Origin of the sequence: Pseudomonas sp. C5pp, assembly GCF_000814065.1 — a bacterium.
GTDB lineage: Bacteria > Pseudomonadota > Gammaproteobacteria > Pseudomonadales > Pseudomonadaceae > Aquipseudomonas > Aquipseudomonas asiatica.
This window is the reverse complement of sequence record NZ_JWLN01000010.1, coordinates 19,181-34,868: the sequence shown is the minus strand read 5'-3', so window position 1 is coordinate 34,868 and position 15,688 is coordinate 19,181. Positions and strand designations below refer to the sequence as shown.

Annotated in this window: 16 protein-coding genes; 9 read left to right on the top strand and 7 right to left on the bottom strand. The window is 62.8% G+C overall.

All coding sequences use genetic code 11. The annotated features are described in order from the left end of the window. Positions 1-19: 19 nt before the first annotated feature. Together paaZ and RR51_RS31200 are read left to right on the top strand one after the other, a co-directional pair. Complete coding sequence (paaZ, locus tag RR51_RS10055) at positions 20-2,071, top strand: phenylacetic acid degradation bifunctional protein PaaZ (protein ID WP_039613392.1); 2,052 nt, start codon at positions 20-22, stop codon at positions 2,069-2,071. A 156-nt stretch (positions 2,072-2,227) separates the two neighbouring features. Continuing rightward, positions 2,228-2,398, top strand: coding sequence for a hypothetical protein (locus tag RR51_RS31200; RefSeq protein WP_177328651.1), 171 nt, complete (start codon positions 2,228-2,230; stop codon positions 2,396-2,398). A 255-nt stretch (positions 2,399-2,653) separates the two neighbouring features. Here the strand turns inward: RR51_RS31200 and RR51_RS10050 are convergent, their stop codons facing one another. Continuing rightward, positions 2,654-2,911 (bottom strand): DUF6555 family protein, encoded by a 258-nt coding sequence (locus tag RR51_RS10050; protein ID WP_039613391.1) that lies wholly within the window; start codon positions 2,909-2,911, stop codon positions 2,654-2,656. A 167-nt stretch (positions 2,912-3,078) separates the two neighbouring features. Next, on the bottom strand, positions 3,079-3,288 hold the full coding sequence (locus RR51_RS10045; protein WP_003259459.1) for a general stress protein: 210 nt from the start codon (positions 3,286-3,288) through the stop codon (positions 3,079-3,081). A gap of 279 nt (positions 3,289-3,567) precedes the next feature. Between RR51_RS10045 and RR51_RS10040 the strand changes: the two genes are divergently transcribed. Continuing rightward, positions 3,568-7,350 carry a CheR family methyltransferase gene (locus tag RR51_RS10040; protein WP_039613390.1) on the top strand — a complete coding sequence of 1,261 codons (3,783 nt, stop codon included), beginning with the start codon at positions 3,568-3,570 and terminating at the stop codon, positions 7,348-7,350. 81 nt (positions 7,351-7,431) lie between these two features. After that, positions 7,432-7,830 carry an NUDIX hydrolase gene (locus RR51_RS10035; protein WP_039613389.1) on the top strand — a complete coding sequence of 133 codons (399 nt, stop codon included), beginning with the start codon at positions 7,432-7,434 and terminating at the stop codon, positions 7,828-7,830. 79 nt (positions 7,831-7,909) lie between these two features. Here the strand turns inward: RR51_RS10035 and RR51_RS30260 are convergent. The 3 genes from RR51_RS30260 to RR51_RS10015 form a co-directional block, all read right to left on the bottom strand. Further along, a protein-coding gene (locus RR51_RS30260) for an IS3 family transposase (RefSeq protein WP_409202105.1) occupies positions 7,910-9,261 on the bottom strand; the annotation gives its coding sequence in 2 pieces (ribosomal slippage) (positions 7,910-8,790 and positions 8,790-9,261; 1,353 coding nt in all). A 108-nt stretch (positions 9,262-9,369) separates the two neighbouring features. Then, the gene (locus tag RR51_RS10020; protein ID WP_039613387.1) at positions 9,370-9,921 is read right to left on the bottom strand and encodes an ATP-dependent Clp protease proteolytic subunit; all 552 of its coding nucleotides are present in this window, start codon (positions 9,919-9,921) and stop codon (positions 9,370-9,372) included. A gap of 22 nt (positions 9,922-9,943) precedes the next feature. Beyond that, a complete protein-coding gene (locus RR51_RS10015; protein WP_003259456.1) occupies positions 9,944-10,318 on the bottom strand; it encodes a low affinity iron permease family protein in 375 nt (124 codons plus the stop codon). A gap of 165 nt (positions 10,319-10,483) precedes the next feature. On the opposite strand from RR51_RS10015, the gene RR51_RS10010 reads away from it, so the two are divergent. Genes RR51_RS10010 through RR51_RS09990 form a run of 5 tightly spaced genes read left to right on the top strand, consistent with a single transcriptional unit; the run spans position 10,484 to position 14,792 of the window. Continuing rightward, complete coding sequence (locus RR51_RS10010) at positions 10,484-11,401, top strand: DUF72 domain-containing protein (protein ID WP_039613386.1); 918 nt, start codon at positions 10,484-10,486, stop codon at positions 11,399-11,401. Continuing rightward, positions 11,398-12,183 carry an endonuclease/exonuclease/phosphatase family protein gene (locus RR51_RS10005; RefSeq protein ID WP_024087135.1) on the top strand — a complete coding sequence of 262 codons (786 nt, stop codon included), beginning with the start codon at positions 11,398-11,400 and terminating at the stop codon, positions 12,181-12,183. The genes RR51_RS10010 and RR51_RS10005 overlap by 4 nt, the downstream gene beginning before the upstream one ends. After that, positions 12,180-13,382, top strand: a complete 1,203-nt coding sequence (clsB, locus tag RR51_RS10000) for a cardiolipin synthase ClsB (protein WP_039613385.1) — start codon at positions 12,180-12,182, stop codon at positions 13,380-13,382. Before RR51_RS10005 ends, clsB begins: the two co-directional genes overlap by 4 nt. Further along, positions 13,382-14,329: a lysylphosphatidylglycerol synthase domain-containing protein gene (locus RR51_RS09995; protein WP_039613384.1), complete on the top strand. Its 948-nt coding sequence runs from the start codon at positions 13,382-13,384 to the stop codon at positions 14,327-14,329. Before clsB ends, RR51_RS09995 begins: the two co-directional genes overlap by 1 nt. Positions 14,330-14,363: 34 nt before the next feature. Continuing rightward, complete coding sequence (locus RR51_RS09990) at positions 14,364-14,792, top strand: hypothetical protein (RefSeq protein ID WP_023661124.1); 429 nt, start codon at positions 14,364-14,366, stop codon at positions 14,790-14,792. 191 nt (positions 14,793-14,983) lie between these two features. Here RR51_RS09990 and RR51_RS09985 read toward each other — a convergent pair whose 3' ends face one another. Further along, positions 14,984-15,208, bottom strand: a complete 225-nt coding sequence (locus RR51_RS09985) for a metallothionein (RefSeq protein WP_023661123.1) — start codon at positions 15,206-15,208, stop codon at positions 14,984-14,986. Beyond that, positions 15,205-15,669 (bottom strand): hypothetical protein, encoded by a 465-nt coding sequence (locus RR51_RS09980; RefSeq protein ID WP_039613383.1) that lies wholly within the window; start codon positions 15,667-15,669, stop codon positions 15,205-15,207. Before RR51_RS09980 ends, RR51_RS09985 begins: the two co-directional genes overlap by 4 nt. Positions 15,670-15,688 lie beyond the last annotated feature (19 nt).

The window sequence follows — 15,688 nt, the reverse complement described above, 5'->3', positions numbered from 1 at the left end:
CTCTACATTGGAGAACAGCATGTCTGCCGCCCCTACCCTGCAAAGCTTCATCGCCGGCCGCTGGCTTGGCCAGCACGGCGCCCAGGCCCTGCGTAGCGCCCTGGATGGCCACGTCCTGGCCTACAGCCACGAAGAGCGCCCGGATTTTGCCGAGGCCGTGGACTTTGCCCGCGCCCGTGGCCTGGCCACGCTGATGGCCATGGACTTCCAACAACGCGCTGCCCGCCTTAAGGCACTGGCCCTGTACCTGGCCGAGCGCAAGGAGCAGCTCTACTCCCTGTCCCACCACAGCGGTGCTACCCGTGCCGACAGCTGGATCGACATCGAAGGCGGCAACGCCACGCTGTTCTCCTATGCGGGCATCGGCAGCCGTGAACTGCCGTCGGGCAACCTGGTGCACGAAGGCCCGGCCATCCCGCTGGGCAAGCAAGGCCATTTCGCCGGCAGCCACATCCTGGTGCCGCGCGCCGGCGTGGCGGTGCACATCAACGCCTTCAACTTCCCCATCTGGGGCATGCTGGAGAAGTTCGCCCCGACCTTCCTGGCCGGCATGCCGTGCATCGTCAAGCCGGCGACCTCGACCAGCTACCTGACCGAGGCTGTGGTGCGGCTGATGAATGCATCCGGGCTGTTGCCCGAAGGCAGCCTGCAACTGGTGATCGGCAGCACCGGCGACCTGCTCGACCGCCTGCAAGGCCAGGACGTGGTGACCTTCACCGGCTCCGCCGACACCGCCGCCAAGTTGCGCGTCACGCCGAACCTGGTGCGCAACTCGGTGCCGTTCACCGCCGAAGCCGATTCGCTCAACTGCGCCATCCTCGGCCCGGACGTGACCCCGGACAGCGAAGAGTTCGACCTGTATATCAAAGAGGTGGTCCGCGAAATGACCACCAAGGCCGGGCAGAAGTGCACCGCCATCCGCCGCGCCATCGTACCGGCCAAACACATCGACGCGGTTGCCACGCGCCTGCGCGAGCGGCTGGCCAAGGTGGTGGTCGGTGACCCGTCGCTGGAAGGCGTGCGCATGGGCGCCCTGGCCTCCCACGACCAGCAGCACGATGTGGCCGAGCGAGTGCGCAGCCTGCTGCAGAGCTGCGACCAGCTGTTCGGTGCCAGCGATGGCTTTGCGCCGCGTGGCGAGGGCGTGGCCGAGGGCGCGTTCTTTGCTCCGACCTTGCTGCAGGCCCGTGACCCGCATGCCGAAGGCGGTGCCCACGATATCGAAGCGTTCGGCCCGGTCAGCACGCTGATGGCCTATGACGACCTCGATGAAGCCCTGGCGCTGGCCGCGCGGGGCAAAGGCAGCCTGGTGGCGACCCTGGTCACCGCCGACCGCAGCGTGGCAGCCAAGGCCATTCCAGTGGCTGCCGCCTGGCACGGCCGCCTGCTGGTACTCGACAGCGAGGCGGCCAAGGAATCCACCGGGCATGGCTCGCCATTGCCGCAACTCAAGCACGGCGGCCCGGGCCGCGCTGGTGGTGGTGAAGAGCTGGGTGGCCTGCGTGCCGTCAAGCACTACCTGCAGCGTGCCGCTGTACAGGGTTCGCCAAGCATGCTCACGGCGGTAACCGGCGAATACGTGCGCGGTGGCGAAGTGATCGAAACCGAAGTACACCCGTTCCGCCGCTATTTCGAGCAGTTGCGCATCGGCGAGTCGCTGCTCACCCACCGGCGCACCGTGACCGAAGCCGACCTGGTCAACTTCGGTTGCCTGTCGGGTGACCATTTCTACATGCACTTCGACGAGATCGCCGCCAAGGAATCGCAGTTCGGCAAGCGCATCGCCCACGGCTATTTCGTGTTGTCGGCAGCAGCCGGGCTGTTCGTCTCCCCAGGTGCAGGCCCGGTACTGGCCAACTACGGCCTGGATACCCTGCGTTTCATCAACCCGGTCGGCATCGGCGACACCATCCAGGCGCGCCTGACCTGCAAGCGCAAGATCGACCAGGGCAAGACCAGCCCGCTGGGCCAGCCCCAAGGCGTGGTGGCGTGGGATGTGGAGGTGACCAACCAACTGGGCGAGCTGGTCGCCAGCTACGACATTCTCACCCTGATGCTGAAACAGCCCTGACAGTGCCGTTGGTCAGGGGCGGTGGATATCCAACCGACCTCCCCTGGCTGTTGCCGCTCTCATTCAATGAGGGGTGGTCAATGGCTTCGCCTCTCACTCCTGTATTGGGCCCGCCTGATCGCGGGCCTTTTTTTCATCGAGAGCGAGGGTTGCGAGATGAAAGAGTTTACTGCGATGGGTGGCGGCAGCGCACAGGATGACTGGCCGGAGCTCGAGCCGGACCGGCGCAATGACCGGGCAGATGACCCGGATACCGACCCCAATGTGACTGATGACGAAGAAAACCGCCCGGGCGTACCGGCCAGCGACCCCGAGTCCGGTGCCTGACCGTCATGCAGACGGTCTGCGCGATCCCCTGTGGGAGATTGCCCAGCCCTTTGGGCCGCGCTTTCGCACAGATAACTGAATTCGCAAGCGATCCTCGTACCCTGTGGGAGCGGCTTTAGCCGCGAAGAATCCAACGCGGTGCATGGCACCGGCTGCGCCGGTGTTCGCGGCTAAAGCCGCTCCCACAGAGGATCGTGCCAACTTTTAGAATTTGAGCAGGACCTTTGTTCCCGCACGGATTGTGCAGTCGGGGAATCACATTGTCGCCGCAGACTGGTTCGGCTTGCCGCCGGATAACCGCCAGCTCACCGCGGTAATCCCGTAGCGCTCGGCCATCGGCCTGCTGACTTTCCTGATTTTTTCGCGCCCGAACTTCGGAATGATGCCGATGCCCGCATCACAACTTGCCCAATGCCAGGCCTCGGCGTTGTCCAGCGTCTCCAGACGGATGATGAAACTGCGCGGCTTGCCATGCAGTTGGTAATCGATGATGTATAGCTGTGGGCCAGGCATCGCAGGGGCCTCCTCTTCTCCATGGATGACACCCTGATTGATCGGGGTACGGCCAGAAGATTCAAAAAAATGTCGAGCAACAGGTACTAAAGGCCATTGCAGCCCCGGTACACAGGAGGTAGCCGGCACCCGGCATTGTGGGTACCGGGTGCCCAGAAGCACTCAACTCACTGTTGGCGGCCCCCGCCGTGGCTGTTCTGGCCGCCCTTGCGACCGGCCTCCGATGCCCGTTGGCGGTCGTTGGCGAAGTTGCCGCCAGAAGCCTGCCCACCCTTGTGCCCCGCGCGGGAGGCCCGTTCCCGGTCATTGGCAAAATTGCCAGGGTTGGTTTCCTTGGTGCCGCCGCGCTGGCTGGTTCGCTCTTGATCCTGCGCCATGTGGTATCTCCTTGCGATGGATTGGCTGCTCGCATGGATGTTTGCCATGCCTTGGTTCCGAGCCGCCGATCACAGACTTTGCTCAATGGTTTTGCCAGCAACTGACCAACGGCACCAAACGTGTGTCGGCAAAAGGTTTGGGCGGCGGATGCAGGCGGGTCGCACTTTACTTCGCAAGCAGAGGTCTCAATAACATGGCGACGGCCTATAATCCCGCCACACACACGCCCGATGATGCTGCTGAGGGCTGAACGTTCCGGTCTGCACAAGGCTCCGTCCATGAAGTCGTCCCCCAAGCAACCTGCCTCGCCCCAAAACCCGGCACTCAGCACCAGCCACCTGGATTTCCCGGTGGTGGGCATCGGTGCATCGGCAGGCGGCCTGGAAGCGATCTGTACGCTGTTCCGGCAAATGCCCAGCGATTGCGGCATGGCCTTCGTCGTGGTCCTGCACCTGTCCCCCGACCACCAGAGCGTCGCCGACCGCATCATCCAGGACACCACGCAAATGCCGGTGCGCCAGGTGACCGAGCCGGTGCCGATCGAGCGTAACCATATCTACGTGATTTCACCGGCCAATCGCCTGTCCACCAACGACGGCTACCTGCGGGTGACCCCGGCCAACCGGCGCCGTGGCGACCACGTGGCCATCGACCTGTTCTTCCGTGACCTGGCTGACGTGCACAAGGACCACGCCTTCTGCGTGGTGTTGTCCGGTACCGGTGCCGATGGCGCCGTGGGCCTGTCGCGGATCAAGGAGCAAGGCGGTGTGACCCTGGCGCAGACACCGGACGACGCCCAGTACGACAGCATGCCCCGTGCTGCCATCGAGACCGGCATGGTCGACCTGGTGCTGCCGGCGGCAGAAATGCCGCAGAAGCTGCTGGAGCTGTGGCGCAATGCCCGCCAGGTCCGGCTCCCGGAAATCGAAGACGATACCCTGCCTCCGGCCTTGGGCACCCGTGTCGGCGATGCCCAGGCCAGCGAGCCGATGCTCGAAGAGATCCTGCTGCAGTTGCGCAGCAATACCGGCCACGACTTCCAGCACTACAAGCGCGCCACGGTACTGCGACGCATCGAGCGCCGCCTGCATGTGACCGGCCAGGCAGACCTTGCGGCCTACCTGCATTACCTGGAACAGCATCCAGCGGAATCCCGGGCGTTGCTGGCCGACATGCTGATTGGCGTGACCAATTTCTTCCGCGACCGCGAAGCCTTCGAAGCCCTGGAGCGCCATGTGCTGCCGCAGCTGGTCTGCGAACGCGACCCGGCCGAGGGCGCAGACGAGATACGCGTGTGGTCGGCCGGCTGCTCCACCGGAGAAGAGGCGTACAGCCTCGCCATGCTGGTTTGCGAGCAGCTGGCACTGGAGCAGCGCTCGCACAAGGTGCAGGTTTTCGCCACCGACCTGGACGAACGCGCCATCGGCATCGCCCGCAGTGGCTCATACCCCGAGGCGATCGTCACCGACGTGCCGCCAAGCCGGCTGCGCCAGTTCTTCCTCAAGGAAGACCAGCATTACCGGGTGCGCAAAGAGGTTCGCGAAAAGGTGCTGTTCGCCCGGCACAACCTGCTGTCGGACCCACCGTTCTCGCAGATCGACCTGATTGTCTGCCGTAACCTGCTGATCTACCTGGACCGCGAGGTGCAGCGTGACATCCTGCAGATGTTCCACTTTGCCCTGCGCCCGGGTGGCTACCTGTTCCTCGGTTCGTCGGAGTCGGCCGACGTGGCCAATGAACTGTTCGCCCCGGTGGACAAGCGCAATCGCATTTTCCGCGCACTCGATGCCAGCAATACCGGCCGCCGTTCCGGCCGTCAGCTGCCCGGCACTTCTGCCGCCGGCAGGCCCCAGGAAGCGCTGGCCAAGGCCAAGCCGGGGCGCAAGCCATCGTTCGCCGACCTGCACTACCGCGCCCTGGCGCGTCGCATGCCGCCCAGCCTGATCATCGATATCGATGGCAATATCCTGCACATGAGCGAAGGCGTGGGGCGTTTCCTGCAAGTGGCCGGTGGCGAACCGAGCCGCAGCTTGCTCAACCTGGTGCTGCCGCCCCTGCGCCTGGCCCTGCGCAGCACCTTGTTCCAGGCGCGCCAGGGGACCGAGGCGGTCACCTCGCGCCCTGTCGACCTGGCGGAAACCATGGGCAAGCTGCAGGTGGAAATCACCGTGCAGCCATACAGAGACGACCTCAGCGGTAGCGATTGCCTGCTGGTGGTATTCGAGGAGCGCGCGCCTGATCCGTCCCTGCCGATGCCTGGTGTCATCCGCCAGACCGACAGCATGGTCTTGCACAACCTCGAGCGCGAACTGCAGCGTACCCGCCTGCAACTGCAGGAAACCATCGAGCAGTCAGAGGTCTCCAGCGAGGAACTGACGGCTTCCAACGAAGAGATGCAGGCCATCAACGAGGAGTTGCGGTCGGCCAGCGAAGAGCTGGAAACCAGCAAGGAAGAGCTGCAGTCGATCAACGAGGAGTTGCTCACGGTCAACTACGAGCTGAAGAACAAGGTCGAGGAAACCGACAAGGTCAACGACTACCTCAGCAACCTGATCGCCTGCACCGAGATCGCCACGGTGTTCGTCGACCGCAACTTGCATATCCGTTGGTTCACGCCGCGCGCCACCGACCTGTTCAACATGCTGCCGGTCGATACCGGCCGTTCCCTGCTCGACATCACCCACCGCCTGGATTACCCGGCACTTGCCGACGATGCCCGCGCCGTGGCTCAGGGCGAGGCCATCATCGAGCGTGAAATCGGCGGCCAGGGCGATCACTGGTACCTGGCACGCCTGCTGCCCTACCGCTCCAGCGAGCAGAAAATCGACGGCACGGTGCTGACCTTCATCGACATCAGTAGCAGCCATGCCGCCGAAGAGCGCGTGCGCCTGGGCGAAGAGCGCCTGAGCAAGCAGCTGGCCGAGACGCAGAGCACCAGCCACATGAAGGACGAGTTCTTCGCCGTCATGTCCCATGAACTCAAGCACCCGCTCAACCTGATTCAGCTCAATGCCGAAATCCTGCGCCGCCTGCCGTCGCTGCGGAACATCAGTGCAGCGAGCAAAGCCGTGGGTACCATCTGCGACGCGGTAACCAGCCAGGCGCGGATCATCGACGACCTGCTGGATGTGGCGCGCATTCGGACCGGCAAGCTTAAGCTCAAGACCGGACCTGTGGATCTGCTCGCCCTCCTGCAGGGCATCCACGATGTGGTGGTGAGCGAGCAACACCCCTGCCCGGTTCGCCTGGAACTGCCCGCCGACACCCTGCCGGTGATGATCGAAGGTGACGTGACCCGCCTGGAGCAGATCATCTGGAACCTGCTCAACAACGCGCTGAAGTTCAGCCCGGCGGGCAATGAGATACGCCTGGTGCTGAGCCACGACGAAGACCACGCGCGGCTGAAGGTGATCGACCATGGCGTAGGCCTGAGCCACGACAGCCTCGAGCACATCTTCGACCTGTTCAGCCAGGCTACGCCGCAACAGGCCAGCCACAGCCGCGAGGGCCTGGGCATCGGCCTGTCGCTGGTACGGCAACTGGTCGAGGCCCATGGCGGTACCGTACGCGCCAAGTCACCGGGGCTTGGCCTGGGCTGCACCTTTGAGGTCACCCTGCCACTTTGCGATACGCAACTCCCGCAGCGTGAGCAAGGCTCGGAGCCACTGAGCGAGGGCCGCCTTAATGGAATTCGCGTGTTGCTGGTGGACGATTCCGTAGAAGTGCTGGCGGTAATGCAGGAGCTGCTGGAAATGGAGAGCGCCACTGTCAATGCCTTCAGCAAGCCACGTGAGGCCCTGGACGCCGCTGCGGGTGAGGAATACGACATCATCCTGTCCGATATCGGCATGCCGGTGATGGACGGCCATGCGTTGATCAAGGCCCTGCGTGGTTACGTGCACCTGCGCCATACCCCGGCCATCGCCCTGACCGGTTATGGCGCCAGTGCCGACCAGTACAAGTCGCGCCAGTCGGGCTTCGATCGGCACCTGAGCAAGCCGGTGGGCTATGACGAGCTGGTGGAGGCCATTGAGGCGCTAAGCGGCTCGGTGCCCTACTGACCGTTGGTCGCTTTCAACGCAACGTTCATTGCCACCGGGGGCCGAATATACATGGAATGAGGGATTCGCCCGGGAGCCTGAATGAAACCAGTCAAGCATCGCGCAACGATCATCTGCCGGCATGGCAAACAAACCCATAAATGGCTGTGGGTGAGAAAGCCCAACGCCGCCTGGACTCTGCCCGGCGGCAAGATCGAGCCCGGCGAGACGCCAATACAGGCAGCGGAGCGTGAATTGCTTGAGGAAACCGGGTTGCAGGCAGAATCGCTGACCTTGTTGATGCGCCATGAGGCGGCAGAGCGCATGCATTATGTGTTCGAGGCGGAGTTCTCCGACGCCCCACATCCCAAGGCCCTGCATGAAATTGCTGATTGCCGGTTCGCCCACCCGGACCAGGTGCCCATGCTCAAGGACGAGATCAAGCTGCTGATCCGCTCGTTGCTGGCGTGTGACCGGGCAATGGCAGCGTCGGTCAGATAGATCTTCTTGACCTGTGCCGGCCCTTTCGCGGGTGAACCCGCTCCCACAGGTTGGACTGCCCCCGAAAAGTTGGACAGTTTTAGCCAGTGGCCTGAGTCCTGTAGCTGACAGGGCTCAGGCCATTGAGTTTCAGCCTGATGCGGTCATGGTTGTAGTAATGGATGTACTCCTCCAGGCCCGCCTTCAGCTGTTCGACGCTTTCAAAGCGCTTCAGGTAGAAGAACTCTGACTTCAGTGTGCCGAAGAAGCTTTCCATCGCTGCATTATCCAGACAATTGCCCTTGCGAGACATGCTCTGCTTCACACCGCGCGCTGCGAGTTTATGGCGGTATTGGGGCTGCTGGTAATGCCATCCCTGGTCTGAGTGGATCACTAGCTTGGGCTTTTCACCCAACCCATCGAGCGCCTTTTCCAGCATGTTCCCGACCAAGCCATAGGTAGGCCTGCAAGCTGTTTCATAGGCGATGATCTCACCGTTGTACAAGTCCATCACGGGCGACAGGTAGAGCTTTTGTTGGGCCACTTTGAACTCAGTGACATCGGTCACCCACTTCTGGTTGGGGCGTTGCGCGACGAAATTACGCTCCAGCAAATTCATTGCCACCTTGCCGACAATGCCGCGATAGGATCGATATTTCTTCGGGCGTACAACGGACTGCAAACCAAGCTCAGCCATCAATCGTTCAATGACCTTCTTGTTGACCAAGGTCCCCTGATTCCTGATGGCAAGGGCAATGCGGCGGTAGCCATACAGCCCTTTCTCCTCGTGATAGACACGCTGCACCAACTCCTTGAGCGAGGCGTGCCTGTCCGGCTTTTGCTGGCACTTGATCTGGTAATAAAAGGTACTGCGTGCCAACCCCACCATCTGCAAGAGGTCAGGCAGCGGATATTTATGTCTGAACTTGCAGACGATCAGGGCTTTTTCGTCCGTGTTCGCTCCTTCTCCTCTCGCAGAGCCTTTAACTCCTTTAGGACATCATTCTCCATGCGCAGATACTCGAGCTCGCTCAACAACTGCTCACGAGATTTCTCTGCGTCATTGGTATCTGTCGGCTTGATGGGCTTAATTTTCTTCGGCACGGCTGATTTTCTTTGTTTGGCGAGAGTGGCTACAGGACTGCCACTGTAGTGCTGCCGCAGCCAAATGCCTATCTGTGAGGACTGTCCAAGGTCAAAGTGCGCCGCTGTTTGGCGCAGGGACAGGCGATGCTCAAGCATGTACTTGAGCACCCGCCGCTTGAATTCCTCGGTGTAGCGGCGACCATGCGAGCGAGGGCTGAGGCTGGCATCGACTTGGTAGCCAGCAACCCAGCGCCGAAGCAGGCTGAAATCGATGCCAAAGTGTTGTGCCACCTTGCGAAAGCCTTGGCTGCCCTCTAGGTAAGCGGTGATAGCCGTGAGCTTGAACTGCTCTGTGTATTTACCCATAGATCCCCCAACGGTTGGATTGGTGTCCAACTTCTTGGGGGCAGTCCAGGTTCGGTGGAATGCCTGTGGGAGCGGGTTCACCCGCGAAAGGGCCGGCACAGGAATCAGCTAGGCATGCACACTCCACTGACACGCCTCCACCTCGATCGGCATCTCGTCTATGGCATGGATCATCCCGTTCGCCAAGGCCTCCCGGGGCCCGAGTATCCGCGGGTACGCCATCAGGTACCGTGGTACATCCAGCACCTCGTCTGCCCCTTCGGTCCGCTCGGCGACGATTTGCGCGTACAGCCGCAGGTCATAATCCAGGCTCATCGCATATTCAGCCATGCGTGAGTGGTCGACCGAGCCATGCAAGGTCCAGTGGAAAGGATGAAACAGGAACTTGCTGTAACTGCATGCCGTGCGCCGTTCCCCGGCCAGGAAGATGATGTTGCCCATGGATTCCACCGTGCCCAGGTTGTGGGTATGCACCTCGACCGGTAACGCCCGCAGAAAGTTGTACAAGGTAAACCCGTAGCTGCACTCGCCGCCCATGGTGGCGATGTTCAGTTGCAGGACTTCGGCCCCCTGCTGCAACGCCCGCGAACAGGTGTTGATCAAATTGCCGCAGGTGGATGAATTGATAGGCCCGGTGAAGTGGACGATATGTCTGGCCATGCTTGCCTCCAGGGTTGGCAGGTCATTCCTTGGTTGAATGCGCATCGTCACCCTGCCCGGCCATCTGCCGGTATTGCTTGCGCAGGGCATGCAGCTCGGCCGGATCCATGTCTTCAAGGTCCAGCAGCGCCTTGTGCGCCTTTTGGGTGGTGCGCAACAGCTCATCGATCTTGATGTGCAGTTCGTCGTTGTCGCGGTTCTGGGTGTTCTGGATCAGGAACACCATGAGGAAGGTGATGATGGTGGTCGAGGTGTTGATCACCAGTTGCCAGGTGTCGTTGAAGCCGAACAGCGGCCCGGTCACTGCCCAGATCAGGATCAGCAGGCAGGCGATGCCAAAGGTCAGCGGGCGGCCGGCCCAATTGGCCAGCCATTGGGCGAAACGGTCGAATTTCATCCTGGTGCCCTTCCTCGTAGCAGGTATGCGGTGGAAACGCCGCGGGCCGCAAAGTTCCGCGCCGCATCAGCCTTTTCCGTTGGTCAACCGTGCTGAACCCTGGCCGCTGTTCACCAGTCGCACCTTCAGAGTGACCGAACAAGGACTGGCAATGAGGAAGGCAGCGTGAGCGATATCCGCATCGGCATCTCCGGTTGGCGCTACGGCCCGTGGCGCAAGGATTTTTACCCGAAGGGCCTACCCCAGGACGACGAACTGGCGTTCGCTTCGCGGGCGGTCAACAGCATTGAAATCAACGGCTCGTTCTACAGCCTGCAAACACCCGAACGCTACCAGGGCTGGCATGACCAGACGCCGCCCGGCTTCGTGTTCGCGGTAAAAGCCCCGCGCTACATCACCCATGTACGCCGGCTCAATAACATCGAAGAAGCAGTGGCCAATTTTTTCGCTTCCGGGCCGCTGCTGCTCGGCAAGAAGCTCGGGCCATTCCTCTGGCAGTTTCCACCCAACATGAAGTTCGACGAGGCCCGCTTCGCCCGTTTTCTCGAACTGTTGCCGCACAGTCGCAAGGCTGCCCGCGAATGCGCGCAGGGGTGTGCGCAACAACTGCGGGACAACGGCAGCACCGATATCAAGGGCAACGCTCGGCTGCGCCACGCTGTGGAGATTCGCAACGAAAGCTTTTTGTGCGAAGCCTTCATCAAGCTGCTGCGCAAGCACCGGGTAGCGCTGGTCGTGGCCGACAGCGCCGGGAAATGGCCGTATGTCGAAGACCTTACCGCCGACTTCGTGTACATGCGCCTGCATGGCGATGTCGAGCTGTACAGCAGTGGCTATACCGCCCAAGCGCTGCGGCGCTGGAAGCAGCGCATCCAGCACTGGAGCCAGGGCCGCCAGGCCGACGATGCCCAGCTGGTGGTGCAAGGCCCGCCACCACGGCGCGCTGCCCGGGACGTCTACTGCTATTTCGACAACGACCAGAAAGTCCATGCGCCTTATGACGCCCGGCGCCTGTTGCAGAAGCTGTCGCTGGACCATGAACTGATGACCGAGCCTGGCGTGGTGCCGGAGGTGCCCCTGTGAACAGGACCCTGCCTGCGCCGCACGGCATCATCGACAAGATCACCGCCGTGCGTCGGCTGAATGTGCTGACGTTGAACGTGCACAAGGGTTTCACCTTCTTCAACCGGCGCTTCATCCTGCCCGAGTTGCGCGAAGCCGTGCGCGCCACCGGCGCCGACCTGGTGTTCCTGCAGGAAGTGCACGGCAGCCACCAGCAACATGCCCTGCGCCACCCGGCCTGGCCAGATACGCCGCAGTACGAGTTCCTGGCCGACAGCATGTGGCCGCAGTTCGCCTACGGCCGCAATGCGGTGTACCCCCATGGGGACCACGGCAATGCGCTGCTGTCGAAATTCCCCATCAGCCGCTTCGACAACCTGGATGTCTCGGTGCAGGGCAACGAGCAGCGCGGGCTGCTGCATTGCCAGCTGGAGGTGCCGGGCCATGACCAGGTGCATGCGGTGTGCGTGCACCTCGGCCTGCGCGAGGCCCATCGGCAACGCCAGGTAAAGCTGCTGCTGGACCTGCTCGACAGCCTGCCGCCCAAGGCGCCGGTAATCATCGCCGGCGATTTCAACGATTGGCGGCTGAAGGCCGATGCCGTGCTGAGCGAACACCTGGTAGAGGCTTTCGGCGAACATTTCGGCACCCCGGCGCGCAGTTTTCCGGCGCGTCTGCCGCTGTTGCGCCTGGACCGCATCTACCTGCGCAATGCCATGCCCGGCACGGCCCAGGTGCTGTCGAAGTACCCGTGGTCGCACCTTTCCGACCACGCCCCTCTGGCTGCGGAGATCAAACTGTGAACCGACCCTGGGTAGACGGCAACAGCGTGCAGTTGCTGATCAATGGCGAGCAATACTACCCCCGCGTGTTCGAGGCCATGGCCCAGGCACGGGAGGAAATCCTGCTGGAGACCTTCATCATTTTCGATGACAAGGTTGGCCAGCAATTGCAGCAGGTGCTGATCGATGCCGCCCAACGCGGCGTACGTGTCGAAGTGGCCGTGGATGGCTATGGCACGGCCGACCTGCCCGACTCCTTCATTGCGGCCATGACCGATGCCGGGGTCAGTTTCCACGCCTTCGACCCTCAGCCGAGGCTGGTGGGCATGCGCACCAACCTGTTCCGGCGCCTGCACCGCAAGATCGTGGTCGTCGATGGCGAGCGGGCCTTCATTGGCGGCATCAACTACAGCGCCGACCACCTGGGCGACTTTGGTGCCATGGCCAAGCAGGACTATGCCGTGGAAGTCGCCGGCCCCGTGGTGGCGCAGGTGCATGCCGCCAGCAAGCGCCTGATGTCGCCGGTACTGCAGCCGCCCAGCGCGGTACGGCCGCTGACCGAGCCTGCCGGTACCTGCAGCGCCGTGCTGGTCGAGCGCGACAACGGGGTGCGCAGCACCGATATCGAAGCCCACTACCTGCAGGCGTTTCGCAGCGCCCGGCAGCGCATCGTGGTGGCCAACGCGTATTTCTTCCCGGGCTACCGGTTGATGCGTGAACTGCGCAATGCGTCCCGGCGTGGCGTGGAGGTGCGGCTGATCCTGCAGGGCCAGCCAGACATGCGCTGGGTGCGGGCGCTGTCGCGGCTGTTGTACAACTACCTGCTGCGCGATGGTGTGGCCATTCACGAGTATTGCCAGCGGCCGCTGCACGGCAAGGTGGCGCTGGTGGACGATGAGTGGGCCACGGTCGGCTCCAGCAACCTGGACCCGCTCAGCCTGTCGTTCAACCTGGAAGCCAACCTGTTCATCCGTGACCGCGCCTTCAACCAGCAGCTCAACCAGCACCTGCAGCAGCTGGCCCGCGAACAATGCAAGCCGGTCACCCTGGAACGCATGGTTCGCGGCTACTGGTGGCGGGCGCCGCTGATATTCGTGTGCTTCCACGTGATCCGCCATTTCCCGCGGATTGCCGGCTGGTTCCCGGCGCACCGCCAGCAGCTGCGCTCGGTGCAGCCGGAGGCCGAGGCACAGGGTGACTACCACGAGGGCCAAACCTGATGGCGCGTAAGAACTGGCAAACCTGGGGCAAGCGGCTGTTCACCCTGGCATTCCTGATCCTGATCCCTGCGCTGTTGTACCTGCTGGCGCGCAACCTGGACTGGAACGAGGTGCGCCAGTCGTTGCTGGCCTACAAGCCCGGCACCCTGGCCATAGGCCTGGCGCTGGCCGGGTGCAGTTACCTGACGTTCGCCAGCTACGACCTGCTGGCCCGAGCCTACACCGGCCACCACCTGCCGGCACGCCAGGTGTTGCCAGTGGCCTTCGTGTGCTATGCCTTCAACCTCAACTTCACCACCTGGGTGGGTGGCGTTGCCTTGCGCTACCGGCTGTACAGCCGCCTGGGCCTGGACACGGCTACCATCACCCGCATCCTCACCCTGGGCCTGCTGACCAACTGGATGGGCTACATGCTGCTGGCTGGCACCGTGTTCGCCTTGCGCCTGGTCGAGCTGCCCGCCAACTGGGCGGTCGGTGCCAGCGGCCTGCAGCTGATCGGCGTGTTGTTGCTGGCGATTGCCGCTGGCTACCTGCTGGCCTGTGGCTTCGCCAAAAAGCGCACCTGGCGCTGGCGCGACCATGAGGTAACGCTGCCGTCGCTGCGCCTGGCGCTGTGCCAGGTTGTACTGGGTGCCAGCAACTGGGCGCTGATGGCGCTGCTGATCTTCTGGTTGCTGCCTGGCGAAGCCTTTTACCCGTCGATTCTCGGCATCCTGCTGATCAGCTGCGTTGCTGGTGTGGTTGCGCATATCCCGGCCGGGCTGGGTGTGCTGGAAACGGTGTTCCTGGCCCTGCTGCATGGGCAGCTTGCCCAGGGCACGCTGGTGGCGGCCCTGCTGGGCTACCGCACGCTGTACTACCTGGTGCCGCTGTTGCTGGCGGTGCTTGTCTACCTGATCCTCGAGAAACGCGCCAAGGCCATGCGCCGGCGCGACAAGCCTGCCTAGACCTGACAAGGGCCATTGGCCCGGGAGGTGGCAAATGCGTGGCGCTGTCTTGAAGCCGATGTTGATACTGATGATGGCCAGCCTGCTCAGCGGCCAGGCCCTGGCCGAAGCCTGCAACGTACTCACTCGCTCCTCCAGCGAGGCGGTAACGCCGGTGGAGCGACACAGCTGCTACAGCTACAGCAACCTACCCGCCGAAGCGATCAACTGGTCGTGCAGCAATGAGAGCAAGGACATGCTCAACAGCGAAAAGCACAAGGTCGCGCGCTGTGCCGATGGCAGCGTTGGCAGTTGCATCGCGCCATTGACCCAGGAGGCATTGGCCAACCCCAAGGCAACTGGCGGTGACAAGCCGTCGTTGCCCAAGGATGCGCGGGTGATCACCTACTACTACGACACTCCCAGCCTGGGCCAGGCCCGCACCGATTGCGAGCGTAGCAACGGCATCTGGCAGACTCACTGATTCTGCCGGCTTGGCGCGTGTTTTGTAGGAGCGGCCTTGTGTCGCGAAAGGGCCGCAAAGCGGCCCCGGCAATTTTCCGTGCGAAGCTGAAATTCTGGGGCCGCCTCGCGGCCCGTTCGCGACACAAGGCCGCTCCTACAGGATCATCACCGCCCCATAGACCTATGCAGAACCTATGGGACGGCGATGTTTCAGGGCGAAATCGGGTCACTCGCCGGGAAAGTCTCGTCCAGCGCATTGTCCACGGCGCTTTCCTTGGTTTTTTCCCCGCAGTGGCAATCCGGCATCCGGCACGGCTCGCCATTGCGATGCCCGTTGGCACAGGCCTCGCAGCAATACACCTTGCCTTCGAGCCGCAAGGCATTGGCATCCACGGTGCAGGAACAATCTGCACAGGCACAACGCAACTCGTTCATGGCTTGCTCTCCTCGTCATCGATCACATCATCGGTCCACGGTTCGCCATCAAGCGGTGCGGAGCGGGCCAGTTCGGCTTCGTCCAGGCCTATGCCGCCGCCAATCTCATTGGCCTCTACCCGCCTAAGGGTCTTGTCTGCAGGGCCACCGCTGCCACCGGGTTCGTGCGGGTCACGGGCACCGGTCTCGTCCAGCAAGGTGTCCGGGCTCAGGTCGTCGTAGGTGACGTTGTCCTCGTGCAGGCTGTCGCTCAACGCCTCGCCGCCAGTCATGCCGCTTTCGGCCACGCGACGAGGCGGGAACTCGCGGGCCACGTCCGCGGCCGGTCGCTCGTCACCCGCACGCCCCTCGCGCTCGTCCAGGCGCTCGTCGAAGTCCAGTTCATGCACGCTGCCCATGCGGTCTTCGGTGTCGTCGATTTCAGTGGGGGTATAGGGCTTCGGTTTATCTGTTTGGGCCATGTGCGTTCTCCGTCAGGTG

Bases quoted from the DNA above. Each gene is read 5' to 3' on its own strand.
- RR51_RS10040 (WP_039613390.1), top strand. From the start codon at position 3,568: ATGAAGTCGTCCCCCAAGCAACCTGCCTCGCCCCAAAACCCGGCACTC.
- RR51_RS10020 (WP_039613387.1), bottom strand. From the start codon at position 9,921: ATGGCCAGACATATCGTCCACTTCACCGGGCCTATCAATTCATCCACC.
- RR51_RS09990 (WP_023661124.1), top strand. From the start codon at position 14,364: ATGCGTGGCGCTGTCTTGAAGCCGATGTTGATACTGATGATGGCCAGC.
- RR51_RS10050 (WP_039613391.1), bottom strand. From the start codon at position 2,911: ATGCCTGGCCCACAGCTATACATCATCGATTACCAACTGCATGGCAAG.
- RR51_RS10045 (WP_003259459.1), bottom strand. From the start codon at position 3,288: ATGGCGCAGGATCAAGAGCGAACCAGCCAGCGCGGCGGCACCAAGGAA.
- RR51_RS09980 (WP_039613383.1), bottom strand. From the start codon at position 15,669: ATGGCCCAAACAGATAAACCGAAGCCCTATACCCCCACTGAAATCGAC.
- RR51_RS10015 (WP_003259456.1), bottom strand. From the start codon at position 10,318: ATGAAATTCGACCGTTTCGCCCAATGGCTGGCCAATTGGGCCGGCCGC.
- RR51_RS31200 (WP_177328651.1), top strand. From the start codon at position 2,228: ATGAAAGAGTTTACTGCGATGGGTGGCGGCAGCGCACAGGATGACTGG.
- paaZ (WP_039613392.1), top strand. From the start codon at position 20: ATGTCTGCCGCCCCTACCCTGCAAAGCTTCATCGCCGGCCGCTGGCTT.
- RR51_RS09995 (WP_039613384.1), top strand. From the start codon at position 13,382: ATGGCGCGTAAGAACTGGCAAACCTGGGGCAAGCGGCTGTTCACCCTG.
- RR51_RS10035 (WP_039613389.1), top strand. From the start codon at position 7,432: ATGAAACCAGTCAAGCATCGCGCAACGATCATCTGCCGGCATGGCAAA.
- RR51_RS09985 (WP_023661123.1), bottom strand. From the start codon at position 15,208: ATGAACGAGTTGCGTTGTGCCTGTGCAGATTGTTCCTGCACCGTGGAT.